Consider the following 14123-nt stretch of genomic DNA (forward strand, 5'->3'; position numbering starts at 1 on the left):
CTACTCCATAGCCAAAGCTTGTGTTACATCAACCGCAACCAAGCGAGAAACTCCAGGTTCACGCATAGTTACCCCAATCAAATGATCCGCCAATTCCATCGTAACCTTATTATGTGTAATAAAAAGAAACTGAACGAATTGTGACATCTCTTTCACTAAAGCGCAAAAACGCCCCACATTTACGTCATCTAAAGGTGCATCTACTTCATCCAGCATACAAAAGGGTGAAGGATTTAACTGAAAAATAGCAAAAACCAATGCCACTGCAGTCATTGCCTTCTCTCCTCCGGATAACAAATGAATCGTACTGTTTCGTTTTCCCGGAGGTTGTGCCATTACTACAATACCAGCTTCCAGCAGATTATCACAAGTCAATTCAAGCTGCGCTCTTCCGCCACCGAACAAGCGTGGGAAAAGTGCCTTGAATGAAGAATTGACTTCTTCAAAAGTATTTTCCAGCCGCGAACGGGTTTCTTTATCCATTTTTTCAATGGCAGTTTCAAGAGTTGCCAAAGCTTGGTTTAAATCATTATACTGCTCATCCAAATACATTTTACGTTGTTGTTCTGCAGTAAATTCCTCAATCGCAGCGAGGTTAATCGCTCCTAAGCGTTTGATTTTTTCAGAAAGATCAATTAATTCATCTTCACGCATGACTTGCGTCACACCCTCAGGTATTTGTTCAAGTAATGCTTGCGGTAACAAGCCTAACTCATCAAGAGATTCATGTACGGAGCTTGCACGCACTACTAAAGCCTGCTCTTCCATTCGAGTTTGGCCTATTTGTTCTTGTGCCCGTTTTACCTCAAAATCATAGTTTAAAATATTCTTCTCACACTCTTCAACCTCCATTCTAAGTTGTGATAATTGCTCTCTGCTTAAATTTAATTGCGATTCTACTTCACTATGTTTTAGTAATTGCTGGGCAAGTTGTTCTTTGAGTTCCTCGCCGGGGCCTTCGGTTTGCAAACAAAGCATTGCCAGGTTTTCCAAACGATCCTGCAGAATATTTAAACGCTCTTGCTCTCGGGAAATGCGCTCATTGAGTTGCTGTATTTTATTTTTTTCTCTATCGTATTCCAACTCGGCATGATGCAATACCGCTCGAGACTCCTCCACATGTTCCCTTTTTAATGCCAAACTTTGCATCCATTCTTGCTTTTCATTCAGACACTGTTCTTGCCGCTGCTCGGAATCACTGCATTGCTCCTCTAAAGAATGCAATTCTTCCTTGATATTGCATTGTTCTACTACTATTTCTTCTAAAACACATTTCAACTCTTCGCATTCAAATGCTAAAGCAGCCGCCTGTTTTTCAGCATGAATAATTGCTTGTTCATTAGTATTCAAAGCGAGGCTGTTCGTTCTTAGGGCTTCATTACTGGCATTGACATTAAGCTTTTGTAATTCAATTTCTTTTAAGCTTTTTTGGAGCTGCTGATGCGTCTCGTCACGTTCTACTCTGAAGACGTCAATCTTCTGTTGTAACTCCTGAACAACCACAGACAACTCAGTAATTTTTTGTTGCCGCGCCAATAAACCCAGCTCGTCCTGTGTCTCAGGAGTAACAAATTTCACCCATCCTTGCCCTAACCAAAAACCGTCAGGCGTTATAATAGATTCATATTCTGTCAATTCAGATAACCAACTCAATGCTTCATCAAAATGTTCCGCGGTATAGATATGCTCCAAAGGATGTGCATTTGCTGGGATTTCCCCTTTTATTTTATCTATAAGACGTGGGTAAGGCCTGGGGTTAGGTGTTTTATTTTTCAGAGTAACAATATTTTCTCCTTGTTGTTCGCAAATCACTCTCTGCGGCAATAGCTCATCAAACGTTTCTAGAACATACGCGTGTAATGCTTCATTAAGAACTCGTTCGCAAGCAAATTGCCATTTCGTTTCAACGTCTAGAATATCCATCAATCTAGGTTTTGCTGACCATTCCTTAATAAGATTTTTATTGTTTTGCATACCTTGTCGTGCCGCACGCTGTGCCGCCATCAACGCAGCATGCTCACTGTTCACTTGATGAAAATCATCTTGTAACTCATGCAGCTGTTGCTCTATATCTTCCAACCTTGCGCGTAACCGTTCTGTGTTCTCTTGGCTTTGTTTGAGTTGAAATTCATCAAACTCGTGATCAGCAATCAATTTGGTGTGCTGATCTTCTAAGTTTGTTCTAATCTGTTGTAAATCCGTTATAGAAATTGTTTCTTGCTCTACTTGAAGTTTCTCTAATCTTAAAAGGGTGTGTTGATGTTTCTCTTCTAAATGTTGGGCTTTAATCTGTGTAACTTGGAATTCTCTTTTTAGATTGCTGGCATGAGCCTGGACTTCTTGCCAACGAAGTTCCCATTCGCCCTGTCGTTCTTGCGCATTTTGCCAACTCGCTTCATGTTCTTTAAATTGATCCCTTAATTGTTCCAGTCGATTCTCTAGATTATGTGCATTCTCCTGGCAATAAAGTACTTCTTCTTTATCGTGTTTGAGTTGTTCTTGTGCAACTTGCCAATCATTCTGCATTTGCTGTTGATCGTGTTCTAAACGCTTTTTTTCACGAATTTGCTGTTGAATGGTTTCTTCCAAACGTGCAATTTCTGTCCCTAACTGATAGAAACCCGCTTGAATTTGCTGCGTTTGCTCATCCACATCATAAAGTGTTTCATTTAAAGTGGCTCGCTCTTTATTCGCTTTGGCTAATGCACTTTGCTGTTGTTCATAACTCACTGCCAATTCTTGTATTTGGCGCTGCTTTACTTCTTGTTGGACAATAAAATCTCGCCATTTGAGTGCTAAAATTTCTGCACGACATAATCGTTCTTCGTCTTTGAGAATGAGATAACGTTCGGCGGCTTTAGCTTGACGTTCCAGACGTTGCAATTGTTTGTCTAATTCATCTCGAATGTCTGCAACACGAGTCAGATTTTCGCGTGTGTGCTCAATACGTTGTAAGGTCTCACGTCGCCGTTCTTTATATTTGGAAACACCTGCAGCTTCCTCTAGATGTACTCTTAAGTCCTCGGGCTTAGCTTCAATTAACTGGGAAATCGTGCCTTGTCCAATAATTGAATAACCACGAGCTCCCGCACCGGTACCAAGAAAAATATCAGTAATATCTTTACGTCGACAACGACTGCCATTCAGGTAATAAGAAGAATCACCATCTCGAGTCACTACACGCTTTACAGCGATTTCGCCATAACTTGAAAAAGGACCCGTCAAGCGTCCAAGACTATTATCAAATACTAGTTCAACAGAAGCCTGACCTACAGACTTACGATTAGAAGAACCATTAAAAATCACATCGGTCATGGATTCACCACGCAAATTTCGTGCAGAACTTTCCCCCATAACCCAGCGTACCGCATCAATAATATTTGATTTTCCACAACCATTAGGGCCCACAACGGCAACCAATTGGCTTGGGAAGTGAACCACTGTGGGGTCTACGAACGATTTAAAACCGGCTAATTTCAATTGCTTCAAATGCATAAGGATGGCAATTTAAACAAAAATAAGTGGGGCATTATAACCGAGGATGAACAGGCTATCCATATAAGTACAAAACCTCTTTCCAGTTGAGACCAGATATCGTTTTACTAGGTAACGATTTTTTTAAATTTGTTAGAATAGTTGGAACTGCAAAGTGTGCTATCGCATGACCAATTTTTATGAAACTATTTTATTTGACTCATTTGGTATTTTATTAGCTACTAATCATAAGCTGGTTTTGCCCAGTCATCTTCAAGACAAGTAGTGCTTTCTTTAATTCTATGGATATAGGAAGCATCGATGATTTTAGTATAAGGATGTGTTTTAAATAAGTTACCTGATGAACTTAGGACAAAATCTTTCATCAAGCCTATTTTTGATATTATATGATTTGATTGAAAGAAATTTTCCATAAATTCCGGATAGAGATCTAATAGTTCTGCAAAACTTTTATTAAAAGGATTGCCACTACCACTAAATTTACCATAAAACTCTAAATAAGCTGTAGCATATGCGCTTAATACTATTTTCTCTTCTTCATCATCTCCTTCTTGGGTATATTTTTTTCTTAATAGCGAAATCAGCTGGCAATAGAGAGAATTAAATGCAGTTGTTGCTTCGGAGTTGTCGGGAGATATACTGATATAAAAAGGGTTCGCTAATTCTTTATTGCGAATCGTTATTTTTTTTATACTACAAAAAGGTATAACTAAGGCTGTATGCTCTTTTTCTCGTTCCATTCGAGCAGGAAAATTTAGTAGATTTTCACGAAAAGTTGCATGAACATCTACAATATAATTAGAAAATAAAATAGGGTCGATTGTAATAAAGCATCCATTCCCCCAATCTAATGCAATTTGAAGATCTTCTGACATACTTACCATATGAAAATCATTAGATATGTTTGTTAATTTGTGCAATTTTATTTGCTCAATATCTACTACTTCGGGAAAGCTTTGACAAAAAATTCCTGTAAGTAAAGTAGGCAAAAGAAAAATTACATCTGAAAGATTATTATCGCCTCTATATAATGATTGGATTTCAGAGGAGGTTTTTGTAACATTTAAAAACTGTACGCCCAAGGAAGATTTTATATTTTTATTTGGGAAAAATGCTGGATATTTACTATACATAAGTTGTCTTTGTATTTAATTTTGCTCAATAATACAACACATTGCTCACAAAATCAAAATACGGCTAATTTATAATTGATTCCATTTACTGGTTTATTCTTCTAGTATTGCTCTCCAACGCTAATCCGGGTTTAGAATTAATCAGACTTAGGAGGTTCTATTTAATAGATACATTACTATCTCCATTTATAAAATTTAAGACCTTTTTCTTTTCTCTATTTATAGAGAATAAAATTTTGAAAGATAATCATAGCAATTACTAAGAGGGTATTTCAAAAATATAAATATGAAAGACCTATCGCTATGGAACTTGCGCTGACGCAAAATCTATAATCACTATCTTAAATGGTATTTCTACCAATGGGATGACAACAGATAAATTCAAACGGCTTAGGCTTGACCTGCTTATTTAAATGTAAATCATCTCGTGTGGTTCACAAACCCATCAAAATAGGGACGCAAATATTGGATTGATTTGACAAGCAAATGAACAAAGATATAATTCTACCATTTAGCAAAAATGGATAGATAATGACACGTTTACTCAACAAATCACTCACCCTAATTATACTTGGTGCTGCGTTTCTTTTTTCCAATCCAATTTTTGCAGATCCACCCAATCTGAGTCTTGTTAAAAATGAACTCAAAAATTATTATGATTCAGGTCTTTATCTAAAAGAGTTCGCACAAGTGATTAAAAAAGCACAAAAATATATTGATCAACAAGCCGAAATGAATCAAAAAGAAAAATCACCTAAAAAACTGGCTCTGATTTTAGATATTGATGAAACCAGCTTATCGAATTATAAGTATATGATTAAACGTGATTTTGGTGGAAATCGTAAGCAATTTCACAAAGACATAATGGCGGCTAATGCTCCGGTAATTAAGCCTATGCTTGCCTTGTATCAGGATGCCCGCAATCATGGTATCAACGTATTTTTTATTACGGGAAGAAATGAAACTGAGCGCAAGGCAACAGAGAAAAATTTACAGGAAGCAGGTTATTCTAAGTGGTCAGGCCTGTATTTGCGTCCCAATGATTACTCTGCTAAATCGATTATTCCATTCAAGTCAAGTACACGAAAAATGATTACCAAAAAAGGTTACACCATCGTAGCATCTATAGGTGATCAGTACAGTGATCTTAAGGGCGGATACGCTCAAAAGGTATTTAAATTACCCAATCCCTTTTATTATTTACCCTAAATAAGGTGCACACTCTGAATACTGCTTGGGAAGTTGTGCACTTCCCTACACTTTTTTAGGACTATCAGGCACAATTTGATGTGTCTCCTGATGGACTATATCTTTCAAAACAAGTGACATCAACAATTGAACTTGTTGCTCATACATATTTCGATCATATCCACCTTCTAATCCCCAATATATTCTTTCAATATGATTTTTATTTTCTTGATACAGTTTAAATAGACCTTCATAAAAATAGATCAAGTCCTTTGAGTTAAAACGAGTTTTTCGTGCCTCAGCAGTCCCCATTAATTCACCTTCAACATACTTTCCACAATAAGCGGTTTCTTCTTCATGTGAATCCCAACCGGTAGGCAACAATAGAGCTACTTTCTGATGATTTTTTTTGGCCTGCTCTATTTGCTGCTCAATTTTCTCTAATGCAAAAACCAAAGCAGGGTGTACTATGCCTGGTTTACGGATTGTGAGACTTAAATCCACTGCAAAATAGTCTAAACTTCCTCGCTGCCATGACTGAATTTTTTGTCCCGCATCTTTCCCACTTTGTTTGAAGGTCTGAGAAATAAAAGCATCATCCTGCTGGGGATATACTCTCGAATCAAAAATATCTATATGACATATATCCATATCTGAAGCAGAGTTCATTAAAATATCGCATAAACCATTGTCTCTATTTACGTCAGTCCCAACAATAATGTGTTTCAATGGCTTACTCGATAAACTCTGCAGGTATTTAATTAGTACTGCTGACTTATTTAAAATACAAAAACCACTTCCTTCATTACTGTAAGCATGATGGGTAGGCAAACCAAAAGAAAAATGAATTTTTCCCGAGTGAAATAGAGTCATTGCGATATCTTTAATCAATACCTCAAATGCTCCTGGAGTAATAAGAATATCTGGAGATAATTGTTTCCATCCTTTTTGTTGGGCTTGAATGCAATAAACAATGATTTCCTGAATATATTCTTGTGTATGTACCGCAAGTAACGCGCGAAGAATTTCATCCTTTTCAGGAAATTGAGCAAAAAGTGCCAATACCGCCTCCGCATTGCCTTTCTTCATTGCGGAAAATAATTGGTTCCAATGCGTGGGTAACTCCACAACATCTGTAGTGACAACAGGTAATGACGAATCTTTAGATTGAGTGTCGACAATCACCTGTACCATATGTTTTAACCGTTTAAATTGATCTTCATCAGCACCTGCCGGCATATTATGCATTTGCGCTATATCTTTAGCAGAGGGAATTTGAATACAGCATTCTTGATTTTTTTCTTTATGCGAGTCATGAGAACCCTTCTGTCTAAAGAAATATTTATGCCTCATCTTCATTTGCCCATAGGAAAGAAAAGAGAAAAGGAGTTTCTGCCAAAAAACAAAAACTCCGGTCATCTTTACTAGATTATAGAGTATGGTTCAATGATGCAATGAGGAAGAACTAATAATTTAAGACAGGAGCACTATAAGCTGGTGGTTCACCATAATTTTCAATCCCTTCTTTAATATCCATAAGCTCCTGAGATAAACCTTTACGTGCTCCTGACTCAATCGCAGTAGGGCCTGCAAAAAATGTTAATCCGATTCCAGTAGCAGCTGCTAGCGAAGAGGTTATTCCGAAAACAAGTTCTGCTTCAAATAAACTAAGTCCCAGTGCAAAACCCCAAGCGCTTAGCACGGAACTTGAACAGAAAGTGGTTATAAAAACAGCAATGCTGGCACTCATAAGCAATGTGCCACACACAATAAGAAGCCCCCCTAAAACTTGTTTACCCACCGAGGTGCTTCCTGATGCATATTCTGCGATATCGCCTAACCGCCTCGCTGCTTGCTTATCCCTAGGTTTAGCAAGAGCATCATTCAAAATGAGAGCTGCTCGTCCATAAAAATGGTAATCAATTTCCTCACACTTTTGTTTTTTCAATTTAACTTCTGCGTCAATTAAATTGGCCGCATTAATTATATGTTTTTGTAATGCAGTAGGTTGAACTAGCCTATTTATCTGGGCAATAAAAGCAAGTGCGTTATTAAGGATTTGCTCTTCTAAATTGGGTAAATCCTGTTCTTTCAATGCAAAACATCCTGGCGCACTTTGTTTATTGCTTTCAAACCAGGTAGTTGCATTATAACCGGTTAATATTGGATAAGGTAAATCACCATGGTGATCAACATGGGTACTTTCAATGAGACTTGTTAAGATCTTCTCAAATTCGGCGTCTCTTTTTTCGTGTTTTACCTTGGAGTACACATCCCATAAAAAACCGCACAACCGAAGATAATTGCTACGATGGAATGAATTCACATAGTCAGAAGAATATCCTCCGGGATAAGAAGTCAGTAGATGCAAATATCTACCACTAAGCAAGCAGATACGTACCTGTGGCGAAAGACCGGTCAAGTGGGTGTCTTCGTAATCAATGAAAGCGTCCCAGATTTTCCTGGTTAAAGTCTGCACCGCTCCTAAAGGATCTTCTTGTAATGTATTTAAAAACGATTGAGCTGCAGGAATGTGCTCTTTTAACCATGCTTGCCGAGCGGACAATTCCCTAAAATTGGCTTGGGCCTCATTAAGTGCGTGTTGAGAAGGTTGCATAGTTCTTGTGAGTACATCAGCTCGCCTTAGCAAATCTTCTAATTCCAATTGCAATTTGAATGTATCCAGAGTTCGATTATATCCCCCTAGGCCTATATTCATATCAATCTGGTGTTGTATTAAGGAAATGCGTAAGCTTAGAGGACTCAATGCTTCTTGGAGGAGTCTAAGTGATTGCCTCTGCGTTTTAATAAATTGCAAACTTTCTGTTATTTGCAGCTCAAGTGGAGTTAATTCTTCTTGCCAGGATGTGAGGTTGGTGTAATTGTAAACAACGGGATTAGGCATAACGGTCCTCGCAATTATTGCATTAGAAGCGGAGTTGATTATACATAGCGAGAACTGTTGATTCAATTATTGCTCTCCATATCCAAAAAATGACTGTATCTCGCTGAATTTAATGATAAAATTGGGCTAGAAAATTAAACTTGCATACAATTTTCTCCACTTACATTAAAGTATTCGTTCCCTGGCATCATTTACCTTTCCTAAAAGACTCATCAATGTATAGCATGCTACCTAGACAAAGAGATACAATAGCAACAGCTCCTAAAATTTTTAAGGACACTGGTTGATGAGTACCCGAAAAACTTTTGGCTCTTATTTTTTCCCCTTTATTTTAGTTACAGCCATTATACTAGGAGGTCTCACAGGCTACTTTTTTGGCCAGATTACTCCCTACTTAAAACCTTTTGGAGAGATTTTTCTTAACCTAATTTTTACGGCAATTGTTCCTTTGATTTTCTTTAGCGTTTCTTCGGCAATAGCACGGGTTGGTCCTATGGGCAAACTGGGTAAGATCGCTTTTTATATGACAATTGTATTTTTATTTACTGGAATCGTAGCCGCAACTTGTTCTCTTTTTATTGTCAGTTTATTTCCACCTGCTCAAGGCGTTGCCTTACCACTTAGTGTTCCAGAAAAAAACACTGCCTTAGATTTCTTCAATCAAATGGCTGGTATTTTTACTGTTCCTGAGTTTAGCAAACTTCTTTCGCATCAGCATATTTTGGCACTCATTATCTTTTCAATCTTAGTGGGCTTAGCCGCAGCGAATACTAACGACAAAGGAAAAACATTTATTGATTTTTTAAAAGCAGGCGAAGAAATTTTTATGCGTGTTTTTACTTTGATTATGTATTATGCACCATTGGGTTTTTTTGCCTATTTTGCTGTTTTGGTTCATGACTTGGGCCCGCAATTGATGACGAATTACTTCCGTATTGCTGTTCTTTATTATACATTTGGAATCATTTATTTTATTGTTGCTTTCACACTATTTGCCTATTTAGCTGGAAGAGCTCGAGGTATCAAATTATTTTGGAGCAACATTTTTCTACCTGCTGTGACATCAATCGCCACATGCAGCAGTGCCGCCAGTCTTCCTGCTAATTTAATAGCAGCAAAAAAAATGCGAATCGCTCCTGAAATTTACGAAACAGTAATTCCTTTGGGTACCATCATTCATAAAGATGGTTCTGTAATAGGCGGAGTTTTCAAGATTGCTTTTTTATTCGGGATCTTTCACTTAAATTTTTCAAGTCCGGGGGTACTGCTTACCGCCCTTGGAGTTTCTTTACTAGTGGGTACAGTAATGGGAGCAATTCCTAGTGGAGGAATGCTCGGTGAATTACTTATACTTAATGTATATGGATTTCCTCCTTCAGTTTTAATAGCAATAGCTGCAATTAGTATTATTATTGATCCTCTTGCGACTATGCTTAATGTAACATGCAACACAGTAAGCAGTATGATGATTGCGCGTCTTGTGGAAGGGAGAAAATGGTTAACATTCTCGTAACCGGATAAGTTAATTTACGTTTATTAGAAGGCAAATTATGAATCAACCTTATAAAAAATTGAATCAACCCTATAAAAAATTATGGCGCTCCCGTAAAGATCGAAAAATTGCTGGGGTATGCGGTGGTTTAGGAGTTTATTTTGGTGTCGACCCTGTATGGATGAGAATTATTTTTGTGATTTTCTTTCTCATTGGAGGCGCAGCACTTATCGCATACCTACTGCTATGGCTCATTATTCCTTTAGAGCCTGAAGACTGGCAAGATGTATAATTTGACAGTCCTAGATTAAGGCAGAAAAAATGGTGCGAAGATTAATCCTTCTTATTTTCATCTCTATTTTCGTCACATCAACAACCTATGCTACAGAAAAGAGTAACGCTATCCAGTTATTCCAACATATTTTTTCTGCCTGGACAAAAGCATTCAACAGTAAAGACTTAAAACGCTCTTGTAACTTATTTTCAGTGCACGTGCAAGCAAATTATCAAGGCGCTCCTCCTAAAAATTATCAATCAATCTGTACTGGTTTCAAGAAAATTTTCCAGGAAAAACGCGACTATAAATACCGCTTCAAACTTCACCAAGTCTATCATTCCCACAATTGGGCAAGTGTAAGAGTCACTTGGTATCTTCAAATTTTGGAACACGGAAAAGTCATTTCAGAAACAGTAGATGAAGGGCTGGATCTCTTCGAACAAGACAAACAAGGTAATTGGAAGATTATCAATTATTTAGCATATCCTCGAAAAAGTTATTAATTTTGTAATTATAAGTGAAAATACCGCTTGGGCTTACTCTGAAGCCCATTAAGTGAATAATGCAATTAAGAGTGTAAATGGTATTCCATTGAAATTTGAGGTGATGTTAATAATTCTTTGAATACGGCGGATGCTTCTGCAGCGCATGGCCGAGTTTCATGATCTATATTGGTCATTTTCTCAAGCATTAAATAAATATACTCTGCCTGTTCTGTCGAGAAACCAAATTTCCTTTGCATTTTGGTAATCGCCCCTTCTTCGCAATCTCCTTCTCCAAAGAGAATATCCTTTTTAGGAGCCAAGAATGCAACTGGAGCTGGATCAGTATCAGGAACCATCAATAGTTTATAAGTAGTAATTTCTAATAATAAGGCAATCGTTATCCCTGCAGAATAAACATCACTCGCATAGCTATTGGTTTCCCCTTTCAGTATTTCCGGTGCCGCTGTAAGAGGAATACCCGCATTTCCTCGCCTTTCGCCTTCCCTAACTGACAAGTTAAAATCAAATAATGCTGCAGAAAGTGGATGTCTTCTTAATCCTAGATTATGTGTTCCCACATCACTATGAATAATTTTTCGTTCATGAATTTTCGCTAAGCTTTCTAATAATCCATTAATCGCTGCATATCGTTCTTCATTAGAAAGATTAAATTGCATGTTTCCCGGATCTTCATTAATAAGGTAACGTGATACTTTTTTACCAACATAAAGCATAAAAAATTTATGTTGTGAGGCATCAACCTTAGTTCCCATTAACATACCAACATCTTCTAAAAATTCACCTTCTCGCTCAATAAGCTTAAAATCGCTGGTGTGTCCATGCTTAATTACTTTGACAACCATTTTTTCCTGACGACCATCTGGGTGTTCCACTAAAATCTTCTTTGCAACCCCAAAACTTCCGCCACCAAGTTTTTTCGAAGCAATTAATTTGACTGAAATTTTTCCTTGAGAATTGGGTAAGTCAATGTCTATAGTTTGATTCGCTTTTTGTTTCCAAGTGCCAGGGACATCACGAGCAATAAGCTCTTGGGTTGTTGGCCTAGGTGGAAGAGGTTCTGTCTTGGAGGGCTGCTGATAGACTCTTTCTTGCGATATGCGTGCTTTATATAAGTGCTCTGGCTTCTTTCTTCTTACTGTATTATCTTTTGGCGCAATAACCTCTGTATTTTCTTTCTGATAAGCAGAAGTGTCGTTTGCCTCAGACTTAAGCTCTCTAACATCTATACAATCCTCAGTATCTATTATGGAAATAGGTCTCGCCTCAGATACCTTTTGATCATAACGATAAATCATACCATTTCTTATAAGAGAACTCTTATCTGGCTGTTTTGTACTCGCTGGCAAGTCTATTTTAGTTCTTACTTCTTGTTGTATGTGAGGTTCTTTTGTTGAATCCGTTTGTTTTTTTCCATCAGTAGATGGATTATTCTCTTGAGTTGAAGACGTTTTAAAAATTTTTCTTTTGGTTGCTTGCCATGCACGTACAATGCTAAAACCATTGTCTTGTTTTTTATCTATATCCTTTTTACTTGAATCGTTTTTAGAATTTTTCTTCATAATTCACACTAATTAACATAAAATTAATCAATTATAACCGCCTAAGCTTAAGACAGCCTGAGTTGGAATTAAAAAAAGAAATAAGTGGGAATTTGAACCATCACCAATTAAGTAAGATTATTTTTATAAAAGAATAGTGATTTTATAGCCTGGAGCAGACTTAACCGTCCAGGGGCAAACCAGCATCAGAGCTCCCGAAAGGTTCAGGAAATCAATCCGAATTATAGTTTTTGCGACAAAAACCATTTGAAGACCCATTTCAATATAGACTGCACGGAGAAACCATTTTTTGAAAGAAATGGTTAAATAATCTACAATTAGTGAGTATGTTTTATCGAAATTTAAAATAATTGATTGCTAATATTCCGGCTACTGGATTATAAATAAGACAAGGAGAGCTATTATGAGTAATGTAAGCCCTATTTTTAGATCCAGGACCGGTTATATCTACCCAGTGCAAGATTTAATAGATCATATCCGTTTAAAAGGCTATCTCTGTGACTTCCAATACAGCAAAGAATTTATCGCTTATCCCGCAAAACCCTTTACAGTAGAAGAAATCAATCAAATATTATCCATTGAGGAAGTATTTAGTGCTTATAGGGTTGCCATGGATAAAAAATTAGCAATGTTGCTGCAAGAAAGTGCAAAAATTGAGGGAGATACCTTAGAACTAATGGAAAATTTATTAAAAGCCTTTGAAGAAGGAGCTAAGGCGCATGGGGGGTTACCTTGGTTCCTCAACTCTGATGATTTTATTAATAGAATTACTGCACCCATTGAAGCTCTTTATTCTCATCTAAAAAAACATCCCTTAGAAGAGGGGGCTTTAACTTCAATTTCTTCCGGGATGAGCCATCAATTTAATTTTGTGAACTACTTACAGAGAATTATTGAGAAAGGTGATTGCTCTAGTGGTTTTCCCAATGAGTTATCTGAAATGTTCTCATTAGTATTAAGTCTCAAACTATATATGCATCATGAAGAACAAAGAATGTCTTTAAATACAAATGAACAAGAGCCAATTCAGGAAACAGCTTTTTTTGATGTAAAACCAATGACTAATTACCATGGAATTCAAATAAAAGGTTTAACAACCCAAAATCCCGAAACCGAAGAAACGCTTAAGAAACTAATAGAGTATCTGGACACTTTACATATTAATCGCTATGACATACCAACTATCTCCGTAAATGGTGATCAAATAACTATTCAAACCAAACAGGATCGAGAATTTAAAACTCATTTGCGGGAAACCATATTAAGCGGAGATCTTGGGCTGGACACACAAAATATAAGTGGGCATTATAAATTTATTATTTCAGACCTAAATGATTTAGGAAATAAATTAAGCAACATAAGCTTAAAAGAGCGAGAAGGAATACTGAAACAATTGTAATGTAACAGTTAAATTAGAGCGTGTTACAGCTGAAAATGCCAAAGGATTTCCATGTGCATCAAAAACAACATGGATTTTAGTGAGGCGAATAGCCATATTAACGTGTTCCTTATCATATTTTTTTGTAAGTTACTTAATTAAGTAATCAACTAGAATTATGAGCGGCAAA

The 14123-nt window shown here is 37.0% G+C and carries 10 protein-coding genes; 5 read left to right on the top strand and 5 right to left on the bottom strand.

Translation table 11 applies throughout. From position 1 onward, the window contains the following. Window positions 1-3495, bottom strand: coding sequence for a chromosome segregation protein SMC (gene smc, locus FOLKNPGA_RS14535; RefSeq protein ID WP_182350575.1), 3495 nt, complete (start codon window positions 3493-3495; stop codon window positions 1-3). Between the two features lie 221 nt (window positions 3496-3716). Then, a complete protein-coding gene (locus tag FOLKNPGA_RS14540; protein WP_182350576.1) occupies window positions 3717-4628 on the bottom strand; it encodes a hypothetical protein in 912 nt (303 codons plus the stop codon). A gap of 531 nt (window positions 4629-5159) precedes the next feature. On the opposite strand from FOLKNPGA_RS14540, the gene FOLKNPGA_RS14545 reads away from it, so the two are divergent. Then, window positions 5160-5837: an HAD family acid phosphatase gene (locus tag FOLKNPGA_RS14545; RefSeq protein ID WP_182350577.1), complete on the top strand. Its 678-nt coding sequence runs from the start codon at window positions 5160-5162 to the stop codon at window positions 5835-5837. 45 nt (window positions 5838-5882) lie between these two features. Here FOLKNPGA_RS14545 and FOLKNPGA_RS14550 read toward each other — a convergent pair whose 3' ends face one another. Continuing rightward, window positions 5883-7169 (bottom strand): acetylpolyamine aminohydrolase, encoded by a 1287-nt coding sequence (locus FOLKNPGA_RS14550; RefSeq protein ID WP_182350578.1) that lies wholly within the window; start codon window positions 7167-7169, stop codon window positions 5883-5885. Window positions 7170-7281: 112 nt separating this feature from the next. After that, window positions 7282-8721 carry a hypothetical protein gene (locus tag FOLKNPGA_RS14555; protein WP_182350579.1) on the bottom strand — a complete coding sequence of 480 codons (1440 nt, stop codon included), beginning with the start codon at window positions 8719-8721 and terminating at the stop codon, window positions 7282-7284. A 283-nt stretch (window positions 8722-9004) separates the two neighbouring features. Here FOLKNPGA_RS14555 and FOLKNPGA_RS14560 point away from each other — a divergent pair, with 283 nt between their 5' ends. The 3 genes from FOLKNPGA_RS14560 to FOLKNPGA_RS14570 are packed head-to-tail and all read left to right on the top strand — an operon-like array spanning window position 9005 to window position 10993. Beyond that, window positions 9005-10234: a dicarboxylate/amino acid:cation symporter gene (locus FOLKNPGA_RS14560; protein ID WP_370529169.1), complete on the top strand. Its 1230-nt coding sequence runs from the start codon at window positions 9005-9007 to the stop codon at window positions 10232-10234. Between the two features lie 37 nt (window positions 10235-10271). Beyond that, a complete protein-coding gene (locus FOLKNPGA_RS14565) occupies window positions 10272-10505 on the top strand; it encodes a PspC domain-containing protein (RefSeq protein ID WP_182350581.1) in 234 nt (77 codons plus the stop codon). A gap of 29 nt (window positions 10506-10534) precedes the next feature. Then, window positions 10535-10993 (top strand): hypothetical protein, encoded by a 459-nt coding sequence (locus FOLKNPGA_RS14570; RefSeq protein ID WP_182350582.1) that lies wholly within the window; start codon window positions 10535-10537, stop codon window positions 10991-10993. A 65-nt stretch (window positions 10994-11058) separates the two neighbouring features. Here the strand turns inward: FOLKNPGA_RS14570 and FOLKNPGA_RS14575 are convergent, their stop codons facing one another. Next, window positions 11059-12555, bottom strand: a complete 1497-nt coding sequence (locus tag FOLKNPGA_RS14575; protein WP_182350583.1) for a protein kinase — start codon at window positions 12553-12555, stop codon at window positions 11059-11061. A 403-nt stretch (window positions 12556-12958) separates the two neighbouring features. Between FOLKNPGA_RS14575 and FOLKNPGA_RS14580 the strand changes: the two genes are divergently transcribed. Beyond that, window positions 12959-13954, top strand: coding sequence for a hypothetical protein (locus tag FOLKNPGA_RS14580; protein ID WP_182350584.1), 996 nt, complete (start codon window positions 12959-12961; stop codon window positions 13952-13954). Window positions 13955-14123: the final 169 nt, after the last annotated feature.

The organism is Legionella sp. PC1000 (assembly GCF_014109805.1).
Classification (GTDB): Bacteria; Pseudomonadota; Gammaproteobacteria; order Legionellales; family Legionellaceae; genus Legionella; species Legionella resiliens.

Bases quoted from the DNA above. Each gene is read 5' to 3' on its own strand.
- smc (WP_182350575.1), bottom strand. From the start codon at position 3,495: ATGCATTTGAAGCAATTGAAATTAGCCGGTTTTAAATCGTTCGTAGAC.
- FOLKNPGA_RS14540 (WP_182350576.1), bottom strand. From the start codon at position 4,628: ATGTATAGTAAATATCCAGCATTTTTCCCAAATAAAAATATAAAATCT.
- FOLKNPGA_RS14545 (WP_182350577.1), top strand. From the start codon at position 5,160: ATGACACGTTTACTCAACAAATCACTCACCCTAATTATACTTGGTGCT.
- FOLKNPGA_RS14550 (WP_182350578.1), bottom strand. From the start codon at position 7,169: ATGAGGCATAAATATTTCTTTAGACAGAAGGGTTCTCATGACTCGCAT.
- FOLKNPGA_RS14555 (WP_182350579.1), bottom strand. From the start codon at position 8,721: ATGCCTAATCCCGTTGTTTACAATTACACCAACCTCACATCCTGGCAA.
- FOLKNPGA_RS14565 (WP_182350581.1), top strand. From the start codon at position 10,272: ATGAATCAACCTTATAAAAAATTGAATCAACCCTATAAAAAATTATGG.
- FOLKNPGA_RS14570 (WP_182350582.1), top strand. From the start codon at position 10,535: ATGGTGCGAAGATTAATCCTTCTTATTTTCATCTCTATTTTCGTCACA.
- FOLKNPGA_RS14575 (WP_182350583.1), bottom strand. From the start codon at position 12,555: ATGAAGAAAAATTCTAAAAACGATTCAAGTAAAAAGGATATAGATAAA.
- FOLKNPGA_RS14580 (WP_182350584.1), top strand. From the start codon at position 12,959: ATGAGTAATGTAAGCCCTATTTTTAGATCCAGGACCGGTTATATCTAC.